Source organism: Streptomyces barringtoniae (genome assembly GCF_020819595.1).
In the GTDB taxonomy this organism is placed as follows: Bacteria; Actinomycetota; Actinomycetes; order Streptomycetales; family Streptomycetaceae; genus Streptomyces; species Streptomyces barringtoniae.
Map to the genome: position 1 here is coordinate 126,731 of NZ_JAJHNP010000016.1, position 24,708 is coordinate 151,438.

The following is a 24,708-nucleotide window of genomic DNA, read 5'->3' on the forward strand; positions in this document are numbered from 1 at the left end:
CCTTTCGGCGGGGCGAGCGCGCTGTCGTTCGGTGAGGGCGGGGGTTGGGGCCGGGGGCTCGGTCAGCCGACGGGCAGGGTGATCGTGAATCTGGCGCCGGGGGTGTGACCGGGGTCGTGGGACACCTCGCCGCCGACGGCGCGGGCCAGGCGGCGGGCGAGGGGCAGCCCCAGGCCCGCGCCGTCGTGCCCGTCACCGGGATCGGCGCGCCGGCCGGGCTGGAACAGCTCGCCCAGGAACGCGTCCGGCACGCCGGGGCCGTCGTCGACGACGTCGATCCGCACGGAGCCGGGCCCGGGCCGCGCGCACACGGTCACGGCGGAACGGGCGTAGCGGACGGCGTTCGCGAGCAGGGGGCTGACGATGCGTTCGAGGAGGCCGGGGGGAACGCCCGCCTCCAGCACCGAGGCATCCGTCTCCACCACCGTCCTCACCCGGTCCGGCGCGTCGAGTTGCCGGAGCAGGCGGCCCAGGGCCGGCACGACGTCGGTCGTGCCGGGGGCGCTCGCCGGGTTCAGCGTGTTCTCGCGGGCCTCGTTGAGGAGCGTGTCGCATATCGTGCGCATGGACTGCGCGGCCTCGGCGATCACCTCGTGCGCGGCGCGGGTCTCGGCGTCCGTGCGCGGTCGGGTCCGCCACCAGTCGAGCTCCATGATGATCCTGGTGAGCGGCGTGCGCAGTTCGTGGGACAGCTCTCCGGTCAGCTGTTGCTCGTGGCGCAGAACGGTGCGGATCCGGTCGAGCAGTGCGTCCAGCGAGGTGCCCAGGCGGGCGAGTTCGGCCGGGTGTTCCGCCGCGCCGAAGCGGTCGTCGGAGCCCACCGCACTCCACTGCGTGGCCTGGTCGGTCATCGTCCGCACGGGGCGCAGCGCACGGCCGACGGACAGGCGTGTCAGGACGTACGTGCATCCGAGCATCACGGTGTCCAGGATCAGCGACCCCAGCAGCAGGGTGTCGGCGGAACTGCGGTACGGAGCCAGGTCCAGGGCGGTGACCACCGTCGCGGTGGCGTGGCGGCCGGGAATCGGCTGGGAGCACAGCCGGACGGGCCGATGCCCGTGGGCGTGGATGGTGGCGCAGCCGGGCTTGCGCTGTGCGGCCAGCCGGTCGGCGGCCCGGGTCGGCGCGCTGTCCCGGGCGGCGGACGGCGGCTTCTCCAGCAGGCGGGTTCCGGCGTAGATCCACACGTTGGTGTCGAGCAGGCGGTCGTTGACGGTTTCCACGACGCGGACCCGGGAACCGCTGGTGTCGACGGTCGTGGCCACCGCTGCCGCCCTGTTGCGCAGCTCGTCGTCCGCCTGGTGCTGCAGATGCCGGTCCATCACGGCGTTGAACGCCACGGTCAGCACCGTCATCAGCAGCGCGGCTGCGGTCAGCGCCACGAGGGAGAGCCGCCCGCGCAGGGTACGTGGGGCCAGGCGACGAAAGACACGGAGAGAACGGAACGAGCCGAGGGCGCGCAGGCAGCCGAGGGCACTGTTCATGACAGGCGACGTGCGGCGCGGCACGTCCCGCGGAGCGTCATCGTCCTCGGCAACCAGGTCCTCGGGGTGCATGATCCTCCGTCGGCCCTGCGGCCGTGGTCGTACCCGTCAGGGGTGGCTCATGGGGTCAGCAGCAGAGCACCCAGGCGTCTGGCCGCCAGCCACCGCACCAGGACGGCCGACCAGCGCCGCGTCGCGCGCGTCGCCGCCAGTGCCACGAGTGCGCCGACGACGAGACCGGCCAGGACGTCGTGCGGATAGTGTGCACCGACCCACACCCGGGACACCCCCATCGCCAGCGCGGCCACGACCGCGACCGACCCGAGACGGCGCGAGACGAACAGCAGGGCCACGGCGGCCGCGGCGGCGATGGCCGCGTGGTTGCTGGGGAAGGACCAGTCGCCGGGCGCCGGACACGCCTCCAGCGTTCTCACGTGCAGGCTCTGGCACGGCCGATCCTCGCGGACCGCCAGCTTGAGCAGGGCGTCCACGCCGTACGCCGCGACCACCACCACCGGCACCACCAGCGCCGACACCGCTGCGGCGGCCCCCTCGTGCCGGGCTCGCCACCAGCCGACGGCGGCCAGGACGGCGAACACCGCGAGCCCGTACGTCGACCAAGCCGAGACCGTGTCGTCCAGCCAGCCCGGCGAGTGCCACGCGAGGCGCACCACGTCCGTGTAGGCGGAACCGTCGACGGAGGACCCGTCGAAGGCGAGGATCACAGTGGTCATCGGGGCGGGCCCTTTGCGTGCGGGGAAATCGGGTGGGTGAACGGCCGGCAACTACTGACTACAGAAATGTAGACCGTCTACTGAACTGTAGACGAACAGCTTCCCGGAATCGTTCCGGGCACCGGACACCGAATTCACCGCAGGTCATCCGTGGGCGGCGGTCATGAGTGGTGGCCGCCGCCTCCCGCGCGGTCGGTGCCGGAGTGGATGCGCTGATAGGCCCACGGCGCCCGGACGAGCAGCCGGTGGTAGCCCTCCTGGACGGCCCGGCCGGGCCGGGCGGGCAGCAGGTCGAGCAGATCGAGCCGGTCGACGGTGAAGCCCTCGGCGGTGAGGCGGCGGTCCAGCTCGGCGGCGGCGCCGTCGTGCCCCGCGCCGACGCTCGCGGAGATGATCGCGATCCGGCCGGAGGGCATTGCCTCGTCTCGCGGGCGCGGCAGGGGGCCCGCGGGTGCGGGCCTGGGGAGAGTGCGTCCGGCTCGGGGCCTGGGGAGAGTATGTCCGGCGTGGGGCATGGGTCGGTCCTCCGCCCGTCGGGAGCTCCGGGGCTCTACAAGATGTAGTAAATCGTGCCTCGAGGCCGGCGCATACCTCCTACAACCAGTAGGAGATGACCGGTGGCGGCCGGACGGCGACCGGGTAGCCTCTGCTGACGAGGGCGAGGAAGGGCGGACGGGTGAGCGACCCGACGGACGAGGAGACCCCCGGCGGTTCCGGCAGGCGGGCGCGCGGTGCGCTGGAGAGCGATGTGCTGGCCGCGCTGTGGGCCGCCGACGCCCCGCTGACCGCACGCCAGGTTCTCGAACGGCTGCCGGGCGACCTGGCGTACACCACCGTGCTGACGATCCTGTCCCGCCTCCACGACAAGGGCATGCTCGTACGGAACCGGAAGGGCCGCGGCTACGCCTACACCCCGGTGCGCGACGAGGCCTCGCACACCGCCCGGCGGATGCGGTCGCTGCTGGAGGAGGGTTCCGACCGCGAGGCCGTGCTCACCCGCTTCGTGTCCGAACTCTCCGCGCAGGACGAGCAGTTGCTGCACCAGCTGCTGTCCGGGCAGGACACCCGCGACGAGCGTTCCGACGGAAACCGGTGAGCCGGTGCTGATCAGCGTCTACGTTCCCTTCGCCGTCACCGCCGTGATCAGCGTGCTCGCACCGCGCCTGGCGCGCCGGCTCACCCCGCGTCCCGCGGCCTGGGCCCTGGCCTGCGCCGCGCTCGTCACCGCCGGCGGCTGGACCGGTTCGCTCGCCCTGCTGGCGTTCACCGGCATCGCGCAGATTCCCCAGGTCGCGGCCGAGGGCCACTGGTCGGTGGCCGCGCTGCGTGCCGAGGATCCCGTGTACGCCGTCGTCGCGGCCGTCAGCGCGCTCGTCCTCGCCGCGAGCGTCGTCTCGCTGGGCGTGTCCGCCCTGCGCCAGGCACGCCGGATCGCGCGGGTGCGGCGGGAGTGCAAGGCGCTGCGCGGTGACACGGAACTGGCCGTGGTCGACGACGACGCTCCGCTGGCGTTCGCCCTGCCCGGCGCGCCCGGACGCATCGTGGTGTCCCGGGGCATGCTGTGCTGTCTCGGCGACGACGAGCGCGAGGCCCTGCTGGCGCACGAGCGGGCCCATCTGCGTCGAAGGCACCACCTGTTCCTGAGCCTGTGGCGGCTCACCGCGGCTCTGAACCCGCTGCTGCGTCCCCTGGCCGGCACCGGCGCCTACGTCCTGGAGCGCTGGGCCGACGAGGAGGCCGCCGCGCAGGTGGGCGACCGGGCGGTCGTCGCCCGCGCGGTCGGGCGCGCGGCACTCGCCTCCGCCGGTGTGTCCCGCCCCGCTCTCCTGGCCGCGACCGGCGGGGAAGTCCCCCAGCGGGTACGGGCCCTGCTGGCGCCGCCGCCCACCCGCCGAAGCCTGCCCTTCCTGGCCGGCGCCGTCCTGTTGTTCGTGTGCTGCGCGAGCCTGGCCAACGCCGCGTCCGACAGCGACCGCATGGTCGACAGCGCGGAGCGAGCACAGTGCGCGACGCTGCTCGGCGCCGCGGGCGCGACGCCGACGGGTGACCACCGGGACGACCCCGGCTTCTGCTGCGGCCCGCACCACCGTTTCGAGGAGGGCGAACACCGCTCATAGCCACGGGGGCGCTGTCACCACTCGTCGTGCTCGCAGATCACCCGGAAGCTGCCCACGGCGCCGTCGTCACCGAACAGGCCCTCGTGTTCGGTGGGGGTCACCACCCCGAAGGTGTCGCCGTGGGGACCCACGGTGGCGACCGGAGCGCCGTTGTCACAGGCAAAGCCCCGGAAGACCTCCACGGTCTTCCGGCTGTCGTTGAAGACACTGAAGCTGTTCGAGCCCAGCCCGCTGGCCGCGGTGATGCACCCGTCGACGGAGGCAGGGTAGGAACGTTCGTTGAAGAAGATCCTCCCCTCTTCCCCGTGGCCGTTACCGCGCCGGCCACCGTCGCGGCCCTCGCTCCTCCCCCCGCTTCCGCCCTTGCCCCCGGAGGAAGGCGCGGCCGAATCGGCTCGTTGGACGGGCTGTGCCGCCCGGTGGACGGGTTTGGCCGCTCGATGAACGGGCTTGGCCACTGGATGAACAGGCTTGGCCGCTCGGTGCACAGACGGCGACGCCGGAGCGGATCCGACGGTCGAGGCGTAGGTGATACCGGCGGCCGCAAGGACGGTCGCGCCAACTCCGGCGCCGACTGCGGCAAAAGTACGCGAGGGCATGTCACTTCTCTCTGTCTCACGGACGTCGGCCGTGTGACCGACCTGCGACGAACGTACCGACAGCTTGTATGAGCGGCATTCCGGACATGTCCAGGGTGTGACGCCATGAGCCGGCCAGGTGGCGGCGCGGGGTGCTTGCGTGATCTCCGAGGTGCGGCAGACCGGGACGTCGTTTGTCGACGACGGGCAGAGCGGCCGGCGGCCCGTCCGGAGGAATCCCCCGGGTGGGCCGCCGGTGTGGCAAGTGCGCCTGATGGCCGTCAGCTCATGGCGTACGCGTCGTACACCGTGGTCGTCGAGGTGTCGCCGCGGGTGTCGGTGACCGTCGTCCGGTTTCACTGAGGGTGTACCAGCCCGGCTGGAGATCGCCGGATGTGCGTCGATGCCGTTCGACGGGGTGCAGTCGTGCGAGGAGAGCGTCTTGCCCGCATGGGTCGGCTTCACGGTGCCGCCGGCAAGCGTTCCGCCCTCCGGCAGGGTCGGGTCGGCGAACGGGTTGATGGACCCGAAGTGCAGCCGGCGCCCACGTTCCACTGGCCCGGCGGAAGTTGGACGGTGAAGGAGTCGGGCAGCTCACGCTGGAACTGGAGTGGGTTCGTGGACATCGAGCAGCCGTCGCCCCCCGTCGCCCCCCGTCGCCCCCCGTCGTCCGGTTGCTGAACGAGAACCGCGCCTGTCCGCTGTCCGGGCCCGAACGGGCGGACACTTTGAGGGCGGTCAGCCCGGACGGCTTGACCGTCGCGGACACGCCGGACGGCACGCAGCCCCCGTGCGTGGCGGACGCCGGCCAGAAGTCCCCCCAGTCGGCGACCGCGGCTGGTACGTGGTGGCGAACGGCGGAGTCGTGGGCAGGGCCGGGGTCAGGCCCGGAAAGCCCCCGGGCCGTGATCGGTTCGGGGGCTTTTCCCATGCGTCGGGTGGTGGTTCTTTCACCACCACCCGACGTGGTCGCAGACCACCCGGAAGCTGCCCACGACGCCGTGGTGACCGAATGCGCCATCGCCGTCGAAACCGAATTCGCCGTCGTGGCCATGGGGCACCACGCCGAAGGTCTCGCTGCGGGGTCCCACGACGGCGACCGGAGGGCCACCGTCGCAGTTGAAGCCCCGGAAGACCTCGACGGTCATCCTGCTCTCGTTGAGGACATTGAAGCTGCGCGCGCCCGGTCCGCTGGCCGCGGTGATGCACCCGTGAATGAAGGCGGGGTACGAACGCTCGTTGATGAAGATCCTTCCGGCTCGCCCGTGGCCGTCACCGCGTCCGCCACCGCCGTCACGTCCGCCACCGCCGTCACGTCCACCTCCGCCATCGCGTCCACCGCCGTCGCGGCCCCCGTTTCCGCCTCCGCCCCCGCTCTTGTTCTTGGCGCCCGAAGGATCCGTGGGAGATGCGGCAGAAGCGGCAGAAGCAGCAGAAGCGGCAGAAGCCGCGGATGCGTCGTGTGGGGCAGACTGAGCGGGGTGGTGGGCCGGTTGGGCAGGGTGGTGGAGTGGCTGGGCGGGGTGGTGGAGTGGCTGGGCCGGGTGGTGGACAGGCGGGGAAGCCGGGGTGGATTCGACGGTCGAGGCATAGGTGATGCCGGCGGCCGCCAGGACGGTCGCGCCTATTCCGGCACCGACCACGGCGAAAGCACGCGAGGGCATGGGCACTTCTCTCTTTTCGTACGTGCGTCGGCCGGACGACCGACCTGCGACGAAAGTACCGAAAGCTCACATAACCGGCATTCCATGCATATCCAAGGTGTGACGCTGTGAGGCCAACCAGGTGTCGGACAACCGGGTCAAGGCCGGGAAGGCCGCCGACGTCACGGTCGAGCCGCACTTCCACTGGCCGCTCGTATGGCTCGTTCGGGTGCGCATCTCGTGCGGGTTCCGCCCTCGATGCCAAGGCTTGACTTCGCGATCTGTCTCCTCGTGAAGGTGGAAGAACATGCCGACGTACGTCGCCTTGCTGAGCTGGACCGAACAAGGGGTCCGAAACTACAAGGACACCGCGAAACGCGCCGAGACCTTCGGCTCAGCGGTACAGAAGCTCGGGGCGAAGCTCCTGAGCATCTACTGGACCGTCGGTCCGTACGACCTCGTGGCCGTCGTCGAGGCACCCGACGACGAAACTGCCGCGGCAGCACTCCTGCAACTCGGCGGCGTGGGCAACGTCCGTTCCACGACGCTGCGGGCCTTCGGCCGAGAGGAGATGGAGCGCGTCATCGCCAAGGCCGCCGGCTGACGAGGGACCCCTGCGGACGGACCCGTCCCGCGGGCGTCAGGCCGTGTGCTGATAGGCCGGGTAGGTGAGGTAGCCGGTGTCGCCGCCCTGGTAGTACGTGGCCTCGTCGACGGGGGCGACCGGCAGGCCGGTGCGGAGGCGTTCGACGAGGTCGGGGTTGGCCAGGAAGCCACGGCCGAAGCTGATCAGGTCGGCGCCGAGGCCCAGCCAGTGGTCGGCTTCCGCGCGGCCGGTCTGCTTGGGGCCCATCGGGAGGACCGGATTCACGACCAGCGTGCCGGGCCAGGCGCGGCGCAGACCCAGGAGTACCTCCTCGTCCGTGGTCATCTCGAGGTGGACGTAGGCGAGTTGGAGCCGGGCCAGTTCGGTCAGCAGCGCGGTGTTGAGCGCGAGCGCGTCGGTCTCCTCGACGCCCCAGAAGCCGCCCCCTGGGGAGAGGCGGATGCCCGTCCTGGCCGCGCCGACCGCATCCACCGTCGCGGCCACGGCCTCCACGGCGAACCGGATCCGGCCCGCGATCGTGCCGCCGTAGCGGTCCGTGCGCCGGTTGGCGTTGGAGGAGAGGAACTGGGAGATCAAGTAGCCGTTGGCGCCGTGGAGTTCGACTCCGTCGAAGCCGGCGTCGATGGCGCGGCGAGCCGCCTCGGCGTACGCGTGGGCGTGTTCGGGCACCTCGGCGGTGTCCAGTGCGCGGGGCGTGGGCGCGGGCTGCGGGCCGGTCGGGGTGAAGACGTCGCCCACTGCGGCGATCGCCGAGGGGCCGACGGGCTGGTGGCCGGTCGTGTCGGGGTGCGAGACCCGGCCGCCGTGCATGATCTGGGCGAAGATCCGCCCGCCGTTGATGTGCACGGCGTCGGTCACGGCACGCCATGAGGTGGCCTGCTCATCGGTGTGCAGTCCCGGTGTGCCAGGGTTGGACTGCCCGATGAGACTGGGCTGCACGCCCTCGGACACGATCAGCCCGGCCGTCGCGCGTTGCGCGTAGTACATGGCCATGGACGGTGTGGCGAGGCCGCCGGTCGCGGCCCTGACGCGGGTCATCGGGGCCATCACCATCCGGTTGGGCAGGGTCAGGTCGCCGAGTCGGTAGCTGCTGAACAACGTCGTCACGTCGGGCTCCTCCGTCCGTATCGTGTGCCCGGATGCCGGGCACAGCGCTACGCTAAAACCTGACATGGATGTCAGGGGCAAGCGGTGTGGCGTGGTTCACCATGGGAGGCAGTCGTGCGGATCGGCGAGCTCGCGGCGCGTACCGACGTCAGCGTCCGGTCGCTGCGCTACTACGAGGAGCAGGGGCTGCTGACCAGCAGCCGTAGCGCCGGGGGGCAGCGGCATTACACGGAGGCCGAGGTGGAGCGGGTGCGATTCATCCAGCGCCTGTACGCGGCGGGCCTGTCCAGTCGTACGATTTCCGAGCTGCTGCCCTGCGTCGACACACCCAGCGAGGGCAACTACGACGCCGCTCTCGAGCGGATGGCGCAGGAGCGCAACCGGCTCTCCGAGCACATCGACGAACTCGTGCGGACCCGGGCCGCGTTGGACGGCCTGATGGCCACGGCCCGGGCCCATCGGGAGAGCGAGGCACGCGCTCAAGGAGTCCGCCATGGGTCAGGTGACGGGGCGAGCGCCCCACGCGTCCTGGAGAGCTGACTGCACGTCCGCCCCAAGAACCAGGTGTGTCGTCCCGCCCGGCAGGGTGGGCAGCTCAGCCCAGTGAGTCACGGTCTCCTCACCGGCAAGGCCGTAGGGCAGACGGACAACCCCGTCGGAATCGACGAAGCAGTCCTTGTGCTCCGCCCCGTCCTCACTCCAGTGAAGAGTCGTGAAGACCATCGGCCTCACCAGCCAGAACTCCTCACCCAACGCGGTATCGGCTCCGGACCCGGTGGCGCTGTCAGCCGGATACCGGCCCGTGATCGCCGCTGCCACCGGCGTACCGCTCCGAGGCAGCCTCTCGCGTGCGTCGACCCACGTCACCGTGGTGTTCAGATGCGTCATCTCCACCTTCACTCGGGCACTCGGGCACTCGGCAAATCGTCTTCCGCCCCCATACCGGCGTCCGGCAGGGCCACTGCCCACACCCCGGCACCCGGCAAGACCGACCTGCGCTCGCGGGGGTTGCCCGAGCCGGAACGAACACTCGGCGAACCTGTGCGGCCACAGCGCGGGGCGTTGACAAGTCGCTGTTCGGACAATGGCGTTCACGACAGGATGCCGCCATGCACCATGCTGACGAAGAGCCCGAGCCGCCCGAGCTGATCCGCCGCTACGTCACGCCCGACCGGCGGTACCTCAAACTTGGTGGCGGCCTTCTCCGGATGAGCGGGCGCGACCGTGACACGTTCACGAGGAATCTGGCCAAGGCCGCCCGTGAGATCAGCCCTCGTGAACTGGGCATTCTCCTCGACGGAGGATGGCGCGAGCGCAAGACGGCAGCCTGGCTCATTGCCGTCGCCGGCGGAACCGAGTTCCGCGAACGCCTCGGCGAACTCCTGCTCGCCAGCGAAGGACCCTATGCGGGGCAGGCATACTGCGTCGCTCTCGCCACCTTCGGCACGTCTGCCGACTCCGACCTCCTGATCGCCTACCTCGACCACTACCTGCGTCGCCCCGACCTCTACTACGACCAGACAGCCGCCCTCGGCACACTTCTGTTGCTTGACGCCAGGCACGGCGCCGACCAGGCGGGCAGGTTCCTCACCCCGGAAGGTCTCTGGCAGCGCTGGACCGACGGGCCGCCCAGCAAGAACTGCGACATCCCCGGCGCCTACCGCGAGTTCATCGGCCGGCTCTGCGTTGTCGCCGATGAGAGCGCCAGACACTACGCAAGTGAAGAAAACTGACGATTGCTGCCGGTGCCGCATAAAGCGGGGTGCGGAAGTCGGTCAGCCTGCGTGCGCGGTACCACTCTGGGGCAGTCCGCCTTCCTTCTTCTGAGCCGTCCGAGCCTTTTTGGGAACATCAGTTTCCTCTGGTGGCCACCCGGATTCGTCAGGAGTGGTCACAGCTTTCGCCATGCAACTCAGGGTTTCGTCGCGCAATTCTGGCGAAGCCGGCTTCTCTGCGACGGTCGGCCCTTGCCGGGCAACCGCAACGACGGCAAGGCGCGGGAACCGGGGGTCATGACTTCAGCGCGGCCGACACCTGTTGCTCCAGCCACGGGGTGACGAAGCCCATGCCGACCTTGGTGAGGTGCACGCCGTCGCCGTCCGGGTAGAGACGCTTGCCCTGGGCGTTGTACTGTATGCAGTCGCCGTGGGGGCACAGGTACGCGTCGAGGTCCACCAGGGACACCTGGGCCGGAGCGGACTTCACGTAGCTGCCGATCACGTCGTCGAAGCAGGTGCCCCACTTGTCAATGATGGCGCCGTTGGCCCGGCGCTCGTTCATGAGCAGGATCTTCGCCTTGGGGGCCTGCTTGTGGATCAGGGAGACGGCCGTGTCCAGCTGCTTCAGGTAGCGGGTGCGGTACGCGGTGTCGCAGGACGTCAGCCACTTGCCACCGATCTGCTGCTCCGCCGCGTCCCAGCCGACGTGCACGAGGACGGCGTCCGGCTCGGCGTTCTGCATGTTGTTCGTCCAGAAGTCCTTCCAGGCGAGGCACGCCGCCCAGTTCTTCAGAACCTTGCCCACGCGGTCGCGTACCGCCTGGGGCTGCATGATGCCGCAGCCGCCCTGGCCGCCGTCGACCACGGCGTACTTGTCGCCGTACTGCGACAGTGCTGTCGCGAAGTCCTCCGCCATTGAGTCGCCGAGCGTCAGGACCAGCGGCTTGCCGTCGGGGCGCATGGAGTCGGCGACGTACGTGGGGAGGTACCAGGAGCCGAAGCCGATGACGAGAGAGGCCGCGGTGAACAAGGGGACCGCCCGGGAGGGGCGCCAGTCGCGGACGCGGTACTGCTCGATCGAGTAGTGCATGATCATGGCGAGCAGCCAGGTGAGGCCGGTGCCCAGCAGGAACAGGGCGTACGGCTTCATGTCCGGATAGACCATCAGCAGCAGCCAGTACACGGGCAGATGCAGCAGGTACAGGCTGTAGGAGATCTGCCCGATCTCCATGAGCGGCTTGAGGCGCAGGACACGGGCCAGTGGGCCGCGGTCGGTACTGAGGCAGGCGGCGGTCACCGCGATCAGGAGGGCGACGACCGCGAGGCCGCCCTGGTAGAGCCGAGGCTCGTGGTAAGTGCTCACCTTGACGCTGCAGTAGACCACCGCGGCCAGCGAGACCGTCGCGGTCACAGAAGCGAGGTGGTAGCCGGCCCTCGGACCGTGGCCGCGCCGGGCGGCCCCGCGCTGGACCAGGTACACCACGAAAGCCGCCGCCGCGCCCGCCATGAAAGCCACCGCTCGCGTCTGCGTCGCCAGGTACAGGTAGTCGGTGTCGTGGTTGCCGCCCTGCCACAACACCGGTGCGACCAGCGCGGACGCGCCGAAGAGCAGTACCGCGAGGACCGCGACGGGCAGCACACGGCGGCGGAAGACGCTGAAGGCGAGGACCAGGACCAGTGGCCACGCCACGTAGAACTGCTCGGTGATGCTCAACGACCACATTGCCGACAGCGGCTGGACCGCGCCGAAGTGGTTCCAGTATGCGTCGCCGCGGGCGATCTGCGCCCAGTTGCCGATCTGCAGCAGCGCACCGAGCGCCTGTTCGGAGACTGCCCGCGCCTCCTTCAGCGGGCTGGTGAGGTACGAGATCCCTACTACCAGGCCGAGCGTGATCAGCAGTCCGGGCAGCAGTCGCTTGAAGCGGCGGCGGTAGAAGCGGCCGATGCGGATGCGGCCAGTGCGTTCCACCTCGCGGATCAGAACGAGCGTGGTCAGGAAGCCGGAGAGCACGAAGAAGGCGTCCACGCCGAAGAGGCCGTTGCTGAACCAGTTGGTGTGGTACAGCAGCACCGACAGGATCGCGAGGCCGCGAAGCCCGTCGACGGCGTCGAAGCGGGAGCGCAGGGGGGCGGGTTCCGGCTTCGTGTCCGTCCTCGGTGCGGATTCCGGAGCGGCTACGACGGTGACGTGCTCGGGGGCGTCAGGCTGCTGCGGGATCAGTTGGCCGACGTACTGCGGCGGGACCGGCGGGATGCCGTATCCCTGCTGGCCGTAGCCCCCGTACGCCTGTTGCTGCCCCCAACCCTCGGGCCCGGGGCGGTCAGTGGGCTGTCGATGCATGGAGAGCTCCGGAGTGGGCGGTCGTGCAGGGGGCAGGGACGGCGGAGGTGCGGACGCCGTGCGCGGGCAGGTGAGCGCCGCAGGCGATGCGCAGGCCGGGAGGAAGCTCGTTGCCCTCGTCGATCCGGGCGCCGTCGCCGACGACCACCGCGTTGAGGACGCTGCCCCGGCCGACCCGGGCGTGCCGGCCGATCACGGAGCGTTGGAGGCTGACGCGGGCGTCGATCCGGGCGCCGGACAGCAGCACGCTGCCCTCGACGACCGTGCCCTCGCCGATCACCGCACCGGCCCCCACCACCGTGCCGCCGCTGAGCACGGCACTCGGGTGGACCTCGGCGCCGGGCAGCACCAGGGCCTCGCCCACCGGGCCGGGCAGCGCAGGAGAGGCGACCCTGCCACGCACCAGGTCGGCCGAGCCCTGGACGAACGCGGCCGGGGTGCCGAGGTCGAGCCAGTAGCCGTCGTCGACGACGCCGCGCACATGGGCGCCCGAGGTGAGCAGCTCGGGGAAGGTCTCGCGCTCCACGGAGACGACGCGGTCGGCCGGGATGCGGTCGAGCACCTCGCGGGTGAAGACGTAGCAGCCGGCGTTGATCTGGTCGGTGGTGATCTCCTCGGGGGTCTGCGGCTTCTCCAGGAACGCCGTGACTCGGCCGGCGGCGTCGGTGGGGACGAGGCCGAAGGCACGCGGGTCCTCGACCCGCTTGAGGTGCAGGGTGACGTCGGCGCCGGAGGCCTGGTGGCCGTCTCGCAGAGCCGCGATGTCGAGGCCGGAGAGGATGTCGCCGTTCAGGACGAGCACCGGCTCGTCGGGGGCGCTGCGCAGCCGTTCGGCGGCGTTACGGATGGCGCCGCCGGTGCCGAGGGGGGTCTTCTCGGTGACGTACTCCAGCTCCAGGCCGAGCCGGCTGCCGTCGCCGAACTCGGCTTCGAAGAGCTCCGCCAGGTAGGAGGTGGCGAAGACGATCCGGGTGACTCCCGCCGCGGCCGCGCGCGCCAACTGGTGCGTGAGGAACGGCACCCCGGCCACGGGAAGCAGCGGCTTGGGGATGTGGCTGGTCAGAGGCCGGAGTCTGGTGCCCTGACCGCCCACGAGAAGGATCGCTTCAGTCATGTGGTGTCCGCCTAGGGTCGCGGGGACGAATGGTGGGTGGTGGGGGGAATCTCTCAGGAGCGCTCGGGCTCTGTGGATCTCCCGGGATGTCCGGGGAACTTCACGACTCGACGGCTACGGGGCGGTGTTGCCCGGCCCCGCGTAGTCGGAGCTGAAACAGGCCTTGATGGCCTGCTCGCTCTGCGTGCGGCCGGCGAAGTCCAGACGTGAGGCGGTCTTGTCGTCCGGTGGCGTGTTGGGGTCGTCGTCGAACCAGATCGACCACCAGTAGACGCCGGTCATCCGGCGCTCCTGGACCACCTGGCAGACTGCCTTGTACCAGTTGGCCTGCACCGTCGGGTTGACGGGCCGGCGGGCGTAGAAGTCGCCGGGCGCGTGGTAGGCGCCGTCCATGGCGCCGATGCCGGCCTCGGAGAGGGTGATGTGGGGCAGGGCGCCGGTCGACTTCCTGTCCAGCCACTCGTCCCAGCCCTTGACCAGCTGGCTCACCGGCGCGGTGTCCGCCACCTTGACCGGGAAGTAGGCGTCGATGCCGAGGTGGTTGACCGGCATGTTGATGCGGCCGGTCACGTAGTTGTCCCAGTTGGCGTCGTAGGCGACCTCGCCGGAGAAGGTCTTCTCCGCGGTGGCGACCAGGGAGTCCCAGCCGGGGTCGCCCTCCATCGAGGTCAGCTCGGTGCCGATGACGAAAGTGTTCACCTTCTCCGCCTGGGCGACCTTGAGATACGGCGCGAGGAGGGTCCGGTAGGAGCGGAACCAGGCGGAGCGGGAGGCGGGCTCGATGTTGCCGCGCCAGCCGGTCGGCGGGTCCAGGGAGGCCTCGTCCATGACAGGGCGGATCGTCGTGCGGAAGCCGGCGTCCTCGAAGACGTTCAGGACACGCCGGAGGCGTTCCGGGGACGGGGTACCGGCTCCGGCCTTCGTCACATCGGACGTACGGCCCTCGGTGTAGAAGGGGAAGGACAGCGACACCGAGTTGGCACCCAGGCCGACGAGGTACTTGGCCTGCTTGCGGGCCTGGGCCTCGATGAATGCGTCGGATCGTTTCTGCTTCTCCTCCTCCCAGTAGATCTGCACACCCCACTGGGCCGCCCCCGGCTTCCAGGGCTCGGCCACCCTGAGGACGTCGGCGGCGGACGGGGCGGAGCTCTTCGGTGTACCGGCGGTCGGGGCGTCGGAGCCGGACTCCGGGGAGTCACCGACGACGATCTTCGGCAGCACCGAGCCCGACTCCCAGCGCACCGGGTGGTTGCCGAGGACGAAGGGGACGCCCAGCACGAGGCTGAGGACGGTCACCGGGAAGATGGCGAGCAGGGGCAGCCGGGAACGTGAACGCTTCATCATCAGTCTGTGTCCGAGGGAGGTCAGGCGGGCTTGGCGATCACGACGAACTTGTTCTCCTCACGCCGGACGAACTTCAGGAAGCCCTTGAAGCCGCCGACGCCTTCCAGCACGGAGAAGACGGGAATGAGCGCGACCACGACGATCGGCTCCCACCACTTGCGCCGGCCGCCGACCGACGCGAGCGCGTTCAGCCGCAGCCCCTCCCAGTAGGTCCAGATGACATAGGCGAAGTTGAGGGCCCACAGGATGACGATCGACTGGGTGGCCGGCGAGGTGTTCAGGTCGCCGACCAGCAGGCCGATGCACAGCACCGCGACGATGTGCTGGAGCGGGCCGAGGATCCAGGTGGCCACGCAGATCGAGAGGAACCAGCGATAGCGCCAGGGGACGGCCTTGTTGAAGCAGAGGGCGACCAGGCCCCAGGCCCACCGCTCGCGCTGCTTGACGAAGTCGCGGGCGGTGGCGGGAGAGGCGCCATAGCAGCGGCCGTTGAACCAGTCGCTGCGGCCCGGGTACGTGCGGCAGAAGGTCAGCGCGAGGCGGGCGTCCTCGACGATCTCCTTCGGGCCGAAGTCCCAGCCGATGGTGGCTTCGATGGAGGCCCGCAGCACCAGCAGCTCGCCGTGCACGCCGGCCGCCGGGGTGCCGAGTCCGGTGAGCGCCCGGAACCGGGCGATGTCGTCGGCGGGGCGCACCGCGTCGGCGAGCCAGGTGAAGAGGTTGACCCCGTTCTCGCGCGGATACGTCAGGATGCCCTGGGCCATGTGTTTGGCCTCGTCGGGGCGGGCACGGCGCTGCCGGTTGATGAACTGGGCCAGCGACGAGGCGGTGTCCGGGCCGACACCTGTGTCGTCGTCCATGTGCAGCACCCAGACGTGGTCGAGTGCTTCGCCCTCGTCGATGCGCAGCTCATGGGCGTAGTGGTTGGCGCGGGCCTTGAAGCGGGTGCCGTTGGCCGGGACGTAGGCCTTGGGAACCGTGATCACACGGATCAGCGGGTGCGAGCCGGCGAGTCGGTCGATGGCCTCCGCCGCCTCGCAGCCCTCCTCCGTCAGGACGTCGACGCGCATGGACGGGAACCATTCCGGCAGGTGCTCGACGTAGGAGAGGACCGAGCGCTCCAGCGCCGGGTAGGTGTCGTGCCGGCCGATGGTAGGCACCAGGACGATGAGGAAGTCCTCGTCGACGCGGGCGGGCGGGGTCATCTCATTCAGGCGCCGCACCCGGCGGCGGATGAGCAGGGCTCCCTGGACGCCGACCAGCACGCCGACCACCGGCAGGGACCAGACGACGGTGAGCGCCCAGCTCAGGGGCGAGGAGCTCGGCCGGTAGGACCACAGACCGAACGCGAGGAGCAGAACGAACGGCAGCAGGAAGGGCAGGATGCCCGGCTTCCAGGAGGCGGTGCGTTGTGCCAGCTTCGTATTGTGGCGCGCATGCGGCACACCCCCGTCGACCAGTGTCGATGCCATGACGACTGCGGAACTCCAGTGAGATCAGTGGACGCGTCGAGGCAACGGCGGATCCCGCCATGGCCCGCACACCTGGTGCACTCCATGGCGTTTACATCAAGTTGCTGCCCCGACGCCTTCGGCGGTTCGGCCACGCGCCGCTCAGATGCCCCCCCAGGCGCCCGAACACTGGCCGAACAGGAAGCTGATCATTACACGTACCTGCGATGTGTGGGATAGGTGTGCAAGGTTTATGTTCAAAATTTAACCGAATCGACTCTTACTCAGCGATCTCCAGTCGGCAGCAGTGATCATCGAGGAGGAGCCGTAGGTCTGCTTCACATCGGCCGCGGTGTTCTTGTGCCGGGGCTCGGAGACGTTGTCGTACGTCAGTGCCTGCCCCCAGACCGTCCACAGCACCCACGGCGTCCGGGTCAGGGTCCGGGGCTGGTGTGCGTTGAGCGGCACATGGAAGGACTCGGCGACGATCCGCGGCCTGGCGTACTCCTCCAGGCCGCGGTACCAGACCTCGGTCCACCCGCCGTCGCCGAACGGCCGGGACGGGCTCCCGCTGTAGTCGTCGACGCCCACGACGTCCACGTAGCGGCCGCCCGGGTAGTAGGTCTTCGGCGGTCGGCCGTAGGTGCCGTCCCAGGAGTTGGGGGACCACACGAAGACCAGGTTGTGCAAGCCGCGCCGACGCACCAGGAAGTCGTACGTCAGCCGCCACAGTCTCCGGTACGCGGACGGGTCCTGCCCCGCCCACCAGAAGCCGTGCCCGGGCGCCGTGTTCATCTCGTGGTACGGCCGCAGCAGCACCGGAACGCCCCGCCCTGCCAGATAGCCCAGGTGATCCGCGAGATACCCGAGGTCGTGCAGCAGAGCCCCGTGCTCGGCAGTGCCCTCGGTGACCACCCTGCCGAACCAGCCGGGGTCCCCCGCGGCCGGCGAGTTGCGACGCAGCGTCTGCGCGAAGCCCTTGACCGGGCTGCCCGGGTAGGGCTGGTGGAAGGAGAACCCGACAAGACCCGCCGGGGCGCCGCCGTTGTGCGGCAGGGCGACCTCGGTGCCGGATGAGCAGTCCATGTGGGTGCCCGAGGGGCGGTACGAGCCGTCGGCCGACCGGGGCACGCCCGCCCACACCCCGACCGCGAGGTCCACGGCATCCTCCACGTACCCCCACTGGGGACGGCAGCTCGGCCAGCCGCGGGAGTAGGAGCGGGGCTCGCCCACGGCCCAGCCCGGACGGCCGTAGCCGGGACCGAGGTCGAGCTCCACGAAGGCGGGCAGGCGGCCGGTGATGTCCTGGGCCTTGCGGTAGTAGTAGCCCGGCTGCTTGGTGCCCCGGTAGTCACCGTACTCCGCGTCGTACCGCTCGTTGTGCAGCTCCACGTGCTGCCCGATCAGGGTCCGGCCCGGCCGGCCTCGCCGCGCGTCGTTCTCCAGCCCTGCCAGCAGCGCGTACACGCGCCGCGCCGCGTAGGTCGCGTCGGGATCGCGGTGCCGCAGATCCGTGGGAACGGTCTGCTGTGCACGCCCGTCGTCCGGGGCCTCCCGGCTCAGGGCCCACAGGGCCGCGGGCGCCCCCACCGCGACACCGGCCGCGGCCCCCAGCATCCCGACCCGCCCTCGCATCCGCATTGGTCCCCCTGGGTTCGGCGGCAAAGGGGGAGCGTCTCACGAGGAGACGGAGGGCTGATGTGAAGGCCCGCGCGGCGCGCGGATCCGGCCCTGGGCACGAGCGCGCTGGCGGTGGCACAGTTCCAGCTCGGCGGGCGGGGCGCTCTTGGCGCTGGTGGCGAAGCAGGTCAGCCGCATCCCGTCGGCGTCGGTGAGGCGCAACTGGGCGCCCAGGTGCGGGCGCTCCTCGCGGACGCTCAGCCCTGTCTCCTTCGGCCACGATCGGGAGATGTGACTCGTACCCTGGACCGTGCCGCCCCGTCCCGTTGCCCCCGGGCCATCGTGCCCCCCAATCGCCCCCGTTCCGTTAGCCGGAGGTCGGCCGCTGATGTGGGTCACCTGCCGCGCGAAGTCCTGCTGCGGCGTACGCGAAGTACCAGCACGGAGCCTGCAGCGAGGGCCAGCAGGCCGCCGACGGCGCTATAGGTGACAGCGTTGCTCATCCCGGTGGAAGCCAGGCCGCCGGCTGTGTTGCTCCGGTCCGGTCGGCCGAGGGGTGCGCCGGCCGCCGTGGCCTGCGCTCGGGTGCCGTTCGTGCCTGAGGCGGAGGCAACCGGGGCAGCGGCGGTCGGTGTGGGGGCGGGAGACGGGGTGTCGGTGCGGGTGGTCGCGGACGAGGGCTTCAGCTGGAGAGTCGTGATCGAGTACGGGGGCAGCGTCTGTGCGGCCGCCGTTCCTCGCGTCGCCGTGGTCAGGGCGGTGCCGCCCTTGGTGTACGAGACGGTCCTGACCGTTCCTCGGGCCGGGGTGTACCCGGTGTAGGAGAGCGACACCTGTGCCGCGTTCTGCGGGTTCTTGTTGATCAGCATGACGTTCAGGCCGCCGTTGCTGCTCCGTACCGCGTGCACGGCGACCGACGGGTTGGCCGAGGACGCCTTGACCATGGTGTCGCCGGGCTGCGCGAGTGAGGTCAGCGAGCGGATGCCCCAGTAGGTGGGGAAGGGCGTCTCGCGCGCCGGTTCGCAGGTCCCGCCGGAGCATCCTCCGACGGAGAGCACGCCGCCGTCCTGGTAGTCGGTCTCGCCGTTGACGGTGGTGGGCTTGCCCGGCCCGTTGTGCAGGTCCCACCAGTCGACGTTGACGGCCCCCTGTTCGAGCCAGCTCATGTACGTGTCCGGCGCGAACAGAGCCGCGGCCTGGCTGGTCTGGGCCGGTGACATGGCACTGGAGGTCTCGGTGACCGCGATCTTCACCGAGGCGGCGTGCGGGCCTGCGTAGGTGTGGAGCAGCGAGCGCACCGCGGAGGTGGTGCCGGCGATCTGGGCGGGGGTTTTCAGGATGTCGGCCGTGCCGGCACCGTTCGGGTACCAGTGGATGATGACGAAGTCGATCGACTTGCCCGCGATGGAGAGCACCGTGTGGTTCCAGTCGGCGTCGTCGCCGGCAGCTTTCACCCCGTCCGGCCAGGAGCCCGGTGTGTTGAGCACCGCCCCGATCTTCACCTTCGGGTCCACGGCCTTCATCGCTTTCGCGTAGGCGAGCAGGTTCTTCGCGTACTCCCTCGGGCTTTTGTCGGCGTGGTTGTCGACCTCCCATTTGCTGCCGTAGTACCCGTTGCCGGAGACCTCGTTGCCGATCTCCCAGTACTTCACGCCGTAGTGCTTGTCGATGTTGGCGTACTTGACCCAGCCGGCGGCCTCCTGCGGGGTGCCGGACCCGTAGTTGGCGGTGATGATCGGCTGGGCGCCGACCTTCTTCGCGGTGGCCATGAAGTGGTCGAAGTCGGTGCCCGGTGCGGCCCAGCTGCCGCCGGTCACGGTGTGGGTCTTCCAGTGGTAGGCGTCCGCGACCGAGCCGCCGGGGAAGCGCAGCTGCCGGACTCCGGCGGCCTTCATCAGCGACGCCGCCGAGGGGTCGTTCATGTAGGTGTCGTAGACCGCGGTGTTGAGGCCGACGCCGGTGCTGGGCACCGTGCCCAGGGAGGTACCGGCATCCACCGTGATGTCGACGGCCGGCGCGGCGCCCGCGCTGAGTGCCAGGGCGCCGGCACCGGCGCCGGCCACGAGTGCGGCCACCGCGCCCGCGACCATGCGGCGGCGTGTGCGGTTACGGCGGTGCGTACGGCCTCGAGGCATCGGCTGCTCGGTGGTTGTCGGGTCGTCAGGTGACACGTGTGGCTCCCGATCGGAGTGCGTGGATACGGGCGGCGTGGTGCAGCTGACTGCGCTCGCCGTGGTTGGTGCACCCCTAGGTGGCCGCGCGGGGTGGAAAGGTTGCCGCCGTATCCGGTGTTCTTCAGATCTCTTTGGTGCCGTGCACCGGGGGCCGAGAAAACAGCGTCGGGGCGGCAACCTTCTCGTCTCCTGCGGCAACTGGGAGCCGGAAGGCCGAGTCGGACTACCGGATGGACGGGCATGAGGGCAACGAAGCACGCCGCGCCGCAACCGTGGCGCAGGCGCGGACTGGTCACGGGCATTCCCTTGGCGCTGCTGGTCGTCGGTGTGCCGGCGTGCCGTCCCCCCCGGGAGCGGAATCGGTGTCAGCCTTCACCGGCCCGCAACCGAGCACGACCGCCGTTCGGATCCCGGGCTGGGCACTGTTAGGCTGCGCCCCCATTGTTAAACGCGCAACTAACGCGCACATCATTGCCAGGAGAGGGCGGGGGATGCTCCTCGATGACGCGTCCGCGGAGTTCCACGAATTCTTCGAACGCCACTATGCCGAACTCGCCCGTCTGGCATACCTCCTGACCGGCGAGACCGACGCGGCGGACGACCTCGCGGCGGATGCCCTGGTCGCCCTGTGGCAGCGCTGGGACCGGTTGCGGCAGGCCGACCACCCGCTCGCCTACGCCCGAGGTGTGGTGGCCAACCTGGCGCGCGGACGGATCCGCAGCGCGGTGCGCGAGCGACTCCGGATCACGCTGTTCTGGTCCCGCAGCCCCGAGAAGGTGGAGGGGCCGGACATGGCGGCCGTGCTGGACGTCCGCGCGGCGCTCGCCCGGCTGCCGTTCCGCAAGCGCGCCTGCGTGGTGCTGCGGCACGCCTTCGACCTGTCGGAGAAGGACACGGCGGCAGCGCTGGGCATATCGGTCGGTACGGTGAAGAGCCAGACCTCGAAGGGAATGGCCGAGCTGGAAAGGATACTGGGCGCGCGAGCGGTCGGGGACCTGGTGGCAGGGAGGAGGAACCGGTGAACGAGGAGATCGCCCGTCGGCTGCGCGAGGCCGCCGAGGCCCACCGGCCCGACCGTGCGAGGATGCTGGCCCGGGTGCAACGCGGCATGGCCGGCCCCGCCGTCCGCCACCGCGCCAGGCCGTTCGCGAGGTCCGGTACCAGGGTCGCGCTCGCCGGGCTCGCCGCCACCGGCATCCTGGCGACCGGCGGCCTCGCCGTCGCCGCCATCGTCGCGCACTCGTCGCCGTCGGCCACCGTGACCACGCCTGCCACCCCGTCCCCGACCGTCAGCTCCCCGCACCCGACATCGGGCCGCCCCACCCCCATCGCGCCGGCCCCGGCCACCACCCCGGGCAGCTCACGCCCGACTCCGCCGACCGCCAGTCCATCACCGTCCGCCGGCGAGAGCCAGAACGGGGCGCTGTGGTCGGCCGGCTCGGTGGACCCGCACAGCACCGTCTACTGGACGCAGAGCAACCTCGCCCTCAAGACGACCCAGCCGCTCACCTCGCTCACGATCGAGATGCGGATCGTGCAGACCGGCGGGGTGAAGAACACCGGCACCTGGCAGACCCTGCCGAGCGCTGACTTCACCGTCACCACCCAGGAGGCCGGCGGCACGCTGGTCTACCGCTGGGTCCTCAAGCCGGGCCTGACCGTGCCGGCCGGGAGCTATGAGTTTGCCGCCCAGTTCAACAACGGCACCGGCGTGCGCAGCGCCGCGGGCGACGGCTACCGCGTCGACGCGCAGGGTTCGGGCGGCTCCGCGTCGGTCCGGGGAGGGTTCGTCCCGACCCGGTGAACGCCACTGTGCGGCAAGGGGACGAGGCCCCTTGCCGCACAGCTCGATGGGAGAACAAGTAGTGGCACTCGGCGGGGACAGTGACGGCGGCCGTGAAAATTCTTCCCTCGATCGCGGCAACCTTTGTGTGCGTGGCGGCAACTGGCGGGTAACCAGGGCCGGATCAGGGCCCGTTGTGCCAGAAGGACATGCCGTTGTCAGATCAGAACCGCTCTCATCGCCGCCGTCCGGCTACCCGCCGCGTGCTCGCCGCCGCCGTGGTCCTCGCCGCCGCGGGTGCCGCCGTACCGCTGGTCGCCCAGGCCGCCCACACGCCGAATGCCCGCACGCCGACCTTGGCCGGTGCAGCGGCCGGCAGCGGCCGTTACTTCGGTACGGCGGTGTCCTCGGGCAGGCTCGGCGACTCGACGTACTCCACCATTCTCGACCGGGAATTCAACATGATCACCCCGGAGAACGAGATGAAGTGGGACACCACCGAACCGTCCCGCGGCACCTTCAACTTCGGCCCGGCCGACTCGATCGTCGGCCACGCCTCCGCGCACGGGCAGCGGATGCGCGGCCACACCCTGGTGTGGCACTCGCAACTGCCCGGCTGGGTGAAGTCCATCACCGACGCCAACACCCTGCGCAGTGTGATGGACCACCACATCACCACCGAGATGACCCACTTCAAGGGCAAGATCTACGCCTGGGACGTGGTCAACGAGGCGTTCGCCGACGGCGGCAGCGGTCAGCACCGCAGCTCGGTCTTCCAGGACGTGCTGGGCAACGGCTTCATCGAGGAAGCCTTCCGCACCGCCCGGAACGCCGACCCCTCCGCCAAGCTCTGCTACAACGACTACAACATCGAGAACTGGACCGACGCCAAGACGCAGGGTGTCTACGCGATGGTCAAGGACTTCAAGTCCCGCGGTGTGCCCATCGACTGCGTCGGCTTCCAGAGCCACTTCGGCGCAGGCGGCCCACCGGCCGGCTACCAGACCACTCTGTCCAAGTTCGCCGCCCTCGGCGTGGACGTCCAGATCACCGAACTCGACATCGCCCAGGCGTCGCCGACGGCGTACACCAACGCCGTCCAGGCGTGCATGAACGTCGCCCGCTGCACGGGCATCACGGTGTGGGGGATCAGGGACAGCGACTCGTGGCGCACCGGCGAGAACCCGCTGCTGTTCGACAGCAGCGGCAACAAGAAACCCGCCTACAACGCGGTGCTCACCGCCCTGGGCGGCAGCAGCGGCGGCACGCCGGGCGGGGGCATCACCTCCGGCGCGGTCTACACGCTCTCCGACGTGGCCGCCGGACGCGTTCTCGACGAGCCCGCGGGATACAACGGCAACGGCACCCCGCTCCAGGTCTGGGACGCCAGCGGCGCCCCCAACCAGCAGTGGCGGGCCGGCCGGAACAGCGACGGTTCCTACACGCTGACCAACGTCGCCAGCGGCCGGGTACTGGAGGAGCCGGGCAACCAGACGGGCAACGGGACGAGGATGCAGGTCTGGGACTCGGGCGGCGGTGCCAACCAGCACTGGCGGGCCGGCCGCAACAGTGACGGTTCCTACACGCTGACCAACGTCGCCAGCGGCCGGGCGCTGGAGATCCCCGGCGGCCGGACCGCCAACGGCACTCCCGTCCAGATCTGGGACTCGGGCGGCGGCGCCCACCAGCACTGGAACCTAAGGACTTCGGCGCCTGCTCCGGCGGGCGGCGCGTGTGCCCTTCCGTCGACGTACCGGTGGACGTCGACGGGTGCGTTGGCGCAGCCGGCGAACGGGTGGGACGCGGTGAAGGACTTCACCGACGTGGTGTACAACGGCAAGCACCTGGTGTATGCGTCGAGCGTGTCGGGATCGTCGTACGGCTCGATGATGTTCAGGCCCTTCACGAACTGGTCGGACATGGCGTCGGCCGGCCAGGCCGGGATGAGCCAGTCCGCGGTGGCGCCCACGCTGTTCTACTTCGCGCCCAAGAAGATCTGGGTGCTGGCGTCCCAGTGGGGCGCGTCTCCCTTCGTCTACCGCACGTCGAGCGACCCCACCGACCCCGACGGCTGGTCCGCGCCGCAGCCGCTGTTCACCGGCAGCATCCCCAAGACTGAATCTCCCACCGGCCCGATCGACCAGACACTGATCGCCGACGACCAGAACATCTACCTGTTCTTCGCCGGTGACAACGGCAAGATCTACCGGGCGAGCATGCCGATCGGGAACTTCCCGGGCAGCTTCGGCTCGTCCTACACGACGGTCATGAGCGACACGGTGAAGAACCTGTTCGAGGCGCCGCAGGTCTACAAGGTGCAGGGCCAGAACCAGTACCTCATGATCGTCGAGGCGCGGGGTGCGAACGAGCAGCGCTACTTCCGCTCCTTCACGGCCTCCAGCCTGAGCGGTCCGTGGACCCCGCAGGCCGCCGGCGAGAGCAATCCCTTCGCGGGCAAGGCCAACAGCGGTGCCACCTGGACCAACGACATCAGCCACGGCGACCTGGTCCGCACCAACCCCGACCAGACCATGACCATCGACCCCTGCAACCTGCAGTTCCTCTACCAGGGCAAGTCCCCCACCGCGAGCGGCCCCTACGACCGACTGCCCTGGCGGCCGGGTGTCCTCACCCTGCAGCGCTGACCCGCCTGATCAACGGTGATCGCGACCGGGTGCGGTGCACCGGCACGTAGACGAGCGGTCCACGGAGTGAGCACCTCCACCCGCTGACCGATACTCACCGCCTCGAGGAACCCCAGCCGTGCGCCGGCTGGGGTTCCAATCGTTTGGGAACCAGGCGGAGGCCCGGCGAGGCTTGTCCGGCAGATGGGTGTGCTCCCGATCCTGCGCGGCGTGGGCGCCGACGTCCCGGATCGGCGTTCTGCCGTCAC

The 24,708-nt window shown here is 70.3% G+C and carries 20 protein-coding genes and 1 pseudogene; 8 read left to right on the forward strand and 13 right to left on the reverse strand.

Going from position 1 to position 24,708, the window contains the following annotated elements; genetic code table 11:
- Nucleotides 1–62 precede the first annotated feature (62 nt).
- The 3 genes from LMU33_RS27160 to LMU33_RS27170 all read right to left on the reverse strand — a co-directional run bounded on the left by LMU33_RS27160 (nucleotide 63) and on the right by LMU33_RS27170 (nucleotide 2,634).
- Nucleotides 63–1,484: a sensor histidine kinase gene (locus LMU33_RS27160; protein WP_228623234.1), complete on the reverse strand. Its 1,422-nt coding sequence runs from the start codon at nucleotides 1,482–1,484 to the stop codon at nucleotides 63–65.
- 119 nt (nucleotides 1,485–1,603) lie between these two features.
- Complete coding sequence (locus LMU33_RS27165) at nucleotides 1,604–2,209, reverse strand: phosphatase PAP2 family protein (protein WP_228623303.1); 606 nt, start codon at nucleotides 2,207–2,209, stop codon at nucleotides 1,604–1,606.
- A 170-nt stretch (nucleotides 2,210–2,379) separates the two neighbouring features.
- The gene (locus tag LMU33_RS27170; protein WP_228623235.1) at nucleotides 2,380–2,634 is read right to left on the reverse strand and encodes a hypothetical protein; all 255 of its coding nucleotides are present in this window, start codon (nucleotides 2,632–2,634) and stop codon (nucleotides 2,380–2,382) included.
- A 260-nt stretch (nucleotides 2,635–2,894) separates the two neighbouring features.
- Here LMU33_RS27170 and LMU33_RS27175 point away from each other — a divergent pair, with 260 nt between their 5' ends.
- Complete coding sequence (locus LMU33_RS27175) at nucleotides 2,895–3,314, forward strand: BlaI/MecI/CopY family transcriptional regulator (protein ID WP_228623236.1); 420 nt, start codon at nucleotides 2,895–2,897, stop codon at nucleotides 3,312–3,314.
- A 4-nt stretch (nucleotides 3,315–3,318) separates the two neighbouring features.
- On the forward strand, nucleotides 3,319–4,335 hold the full coding sequence (locus LMU33_RS27180; protein ID WP_228623237.1) for a M56 family metallopeptidase: 1,017 nt from the start codon (nucleotides 3,319–3,321) through the stop codon (nucleotides 4,333–4,335).
- Between the two features lie 1,528 nt (nucleotides 4,336–5,863).
- Here the strand turns inward: LMU33_RS27180 and LMU33_RS27185 are convergent.
- On the reverse strand, nucleotides 5,864–6,061 hold the full coding sequence (locus LMU33_RS27185; RefSeq protein WP_228623238.1) for a hypothetical protein: 198 nt from the start codon (nucleotides 6,059–6,061) through the stop codon (nucleotides 5,864–5,866).
- 802 nt (nucleotides 6,062–6,863) lie between these two features.
- On the opposite strand from LMU33_RS27185, the gene LMU33_RS27190 reads away from it, so the two are divergent.
- Complete coding sequence (locus LMU33_RS27190) at nucleotides 6,864–7,160, forward strand: GYD domain-containing protein (RefSeq protein WP_228623239.1); 297 nt, start codon at nucleotides 6,864–6,866, stop codon at nucleotides 7,158–7,160.
- 36 nt (nucleotides 7,161–7,196) lie between these two features.
- Here the strand turns inward: LMU33_RS27190 and LMU33_RS27195 are convergent, their stop codons facing one another.
- Entirely contained in the window at nucleotides 7,197–8,270 is a 1,074-nt protein-coding gene (locus LMU33_RS27195; RefSeq protein WP_228623240.1) for an alkene reductase, read from the reverse strand.
- A gap of 114 nt (nucleotides 8,271–8,384) precedes the next feature.
- Between LMU33_RS27195 and LMU33_RS27200 the strand changes: the two genes are divergently transcribed.
- Nucleotides 8,385–8,810 (forward strand): MerR family transcriptional regulator, encoded by a 426-nt coding sequence (locus LMU33_RS27200; RefSeq protein ID WP_228623241.1) that lies wholly within the window; start codon nucleotides 8,385–8,387, stop codon nucleotides 8,808–8,810.
- Here LMU33_RS27200 and LMU33_RS27205 read toward each other — a convergent pair.
- Nucleotides 8,769–9,158, reverse strand: coding sequence for an AQJ64_40280 family protein (locus LMU33_RS27205; RefSeq protein WP_228623242.1), 390 nt, complete (start codon nucleotides 9,156–9,158; stop codon nucleotides 8,769–8,771). The genes LMU33_RS27200 and LMU33_RS27205 overlap by 42 nt on opposite strands.
- 221 nt (nucleotides 9,159–9,379) lie before the next feature.
- On the opposite strand from LMU33_RS27205, the gene LMU33_RS27210 reads away from it, so the two are divergent.
- Nucleotides 9,380–10,003: a DUF6000 family protein gene (locus LMU33_RS27210; protein WP_228623243.1), complete on the forward strand. Its 624-nt coding sequence runs from the start codon at nucleotides 9,380–9,382 to the stop codon at nucleotides 10,001–10,003.
- Nucleotides 10,004–10,280: 277 nt separating this feature from the next.
- Here LMU33_RS27210 and LMU33_RS27215 read toward each other — a convergent pair whose 3' ends face one another.
- From LMU33_RS27215 to LMU33_RS27245, 7 genes and pseudogenes are all read right to left on the reverse strand, one after another.
- Entirely contained in the window at nucleotides 10,281–12,329 is a 2,049-nt protein-coding gene (locus tag LMU33_RS27215; protein ID WP_228623244.1) for an acyltransferase family protein, read from the reverse strand.
- Nucleotides 12,310–13,443, reverse strand: coding sequence for a mannose-1-phosphate guanylyltransferase (gene manB, locus LMU33_RS27220; protein ID WP_228623245.1), 1,134 nt, complete (start codon nucleotides 13,441–13,443; stop codon nucleotides 12,310–12,312). Before manB ends, LMU33_RS27215 begins: the two co-directional genes overlap by 20 nt.
- Nucleotides 13,444–13,557: 114 nt before the next feature.
- Nucleotides 13,558–14,784 (reverse strand): glycoside hydrolase family 113, encoded by a 1,227-nt coding sequence (locus LMU33_RS27225; protein WP_228623246.1) that lies wholly within the window; start codon nucleotides 14,782–14,784, stop codon nucleotides 13,558–13,560.
- Between the two features lie 23 nt (nucleotides 14,785–14,807).
- Entirely contained in the window at nucleotides 14,808–16,259 is a 1,452-nt protein-coding gene (locus LMU33_RS27230; RefSeq protein WP_228623247.1) for a glycosyltransferase family 2 protein, read from the reverse strand.
- Nucleotides 16,260–16,502: 243 nt separating this feature from the next.
- Nucleotides 16,503–17,873: a glycoside hydrolase family 26 protein gene (locus LMU33_RS27235; protein ID WP_228623248.1), complete on the reverse strand. Its 1,371-nt coding sequence runs from the start codon at nucleotides 17,871–17,873 to the stop codon at nucleotides 16,503–16,505.
- 84 nt (nucleotides 17,874–17,957) lie between these two features.
- Nucleotides 17,958–18,140: pseudogene (locus LMU33_RS27240) on the reverse strand (IS1380 family transposase); the annotation flags it as partial.
- Nucleotides 18,141–18,253: 113 nt separating this feature from the next.
- The gene (locus tag LMU33_RS27245) at nucleotides 18,254–20,029 is read right to left on the reverse strand and encodes an LPXTG cell wall anchor domain-containing protein (RefSeq protein WP_228623249.1); all 1,776 of its coding nucleotides are present in this window, start codon (nucleotides 20,027–20,029) and stop codon (nucleotides 18,254–18,256) included.
- A 494-nt stretch (nucleotides 20,030–20,523) separates the two neighbouring features.
- On the opposite strand from LMU33_RS27245, the gene LMU33_RS27250 reads away from it, so the two are divergent.
- The 3 genes from LMU33_RS27250 (at nucleotide 20,524) to LMU33_RS27260 (ending at nucleotide 24,460) form a co-directional block, all read left to right on the forward strand.
- Nucleotides 20,524–21,054, forward strand: a complete 531-nt coding sequence (locus LMU33_RS27250; protein WP_228623250.1) for a SigE family RNA polymerase sigma factor — start codon at nucleotides 20,524–20,526, stop codon at nucleotides 21,052–21,054.
- Complete coding sequence (locus LMU33_RS27255; protein WP_228623251.1) at nucleotides 21,051–21,836, forward strand: hypothetical protein; 786 nt, start codon at nucleotides 21,051–21,053, stop codon at nucleotides 21,834–21,836. Before LMU33_RS27250 ends, LMU33_RS27255 begins: the two co-directional genes overlap by 4 nt.
- Before the next feature lie 188 nt (nucleotides 21,837–22,024).
- Complete coding sequence (locus LMU33_RS27260; protein WP_228623252.1) at nucleotides 22,025–24,460, forward strand: non-reducing end alpha-L-arabinofuranosidase family hydrolase; 2,436 nt, start codon at nucleotides 22,025–22,027, stop codon at nucleotides 24,458–24,460.
- Nucleotides 24,461–24,708: the final 248 nt, after the last annotated feature.

Coding starts and splice junctions, on each gene's coding strand:
- LMU33_RS27160 (WP_228623234.1), bottom strand. CDS start 1,484: ATGAACAGTGCCCTCGGCTGCCTGCGCGCCCTCGGCTCGTTCCGTTCT.
- LMU33_RS27170 (WP_228623235.1), bottom strand. CDS start 2,634: ATGCCCTCCGGCCGGATCGCGATCATCTCCGCGAGCGTCGGCGCGGGG.
- LMU33_RS27185 (WP_228623238.1), bottom strand. CDS start 6,061: ATGACCGTCGAGGTCTTCCGGGGCTTCAACTGCGACGGTGGCCCTCCG.
- LMU33_RS27190 (WP_228623239.1), top strand. CDS start 6,864: ATGCCGACGTACGTCGCCTTGCTGAGCTGGACCGAACAAGGGGTCCGA.
- LMU33_RS27205 (WP_228623242.1), bottom strand. CDS start 9,158: ATGACGCATCTGAACACCACGGTGACGTGGGTCGACGCACGCGAGAGG.
- LMU33_RS27210 (WP_228623243.1), top strand. CDS start 9,380: ATGCACCATGCTGACGAAGAGCCCGAGCCGCCCGAGCTGATCCGCCGC.
- LMU33_RS27215 (WP_228623244.1), bottom strand. CDS start 12,329: ATGCATCGACAGCCCACTGACCGCCCCGGGCCCGAGGGTTGGGGGCAG.
- manB (WP_228623245.1), bottom strand. CDS start 13,443: ATGACTGAAGCGATCCTTCTCGTGGGCGGTCAGGGCACCAGACTCCGG.
- LMU33_RS27225 (WP_228623246.1), bottom strand. CDS start 14,784: ATGAAGCGTTCACGTTCCCGGCTGCCCCTGCTCGCCATCTTCCCGGTG.
- LMU33_RS27230 (WP_228623247.1), bottom strand. CDS start 16,259: ATGGCATCGACACTGGTCGACGGGGGTGTGCCGCATGCGCGCCACAAT.
- LMU33_RS27235 (WP_228623248.1), bottom strand. CDS start 17,873: ATGCGAGGGCGGGTCGGGATGCTGGGGGCCGCGGCCGGTGTCGCGGTG.
- LMU33_RS27250 (WP_228623250.1), top strand. CDS start 20,524: ATGCTCCTCGATGACGCGTCCGCGGAGTTCCACGAATTCTTCGAACGC.
- LMU33_RS27260 (WP_228623252.1), top strand. CDS start 22,025: ATGCCGTTGTCAGATCAGAACCGCTCTCATCGCCGCCGTCCGGCTACC.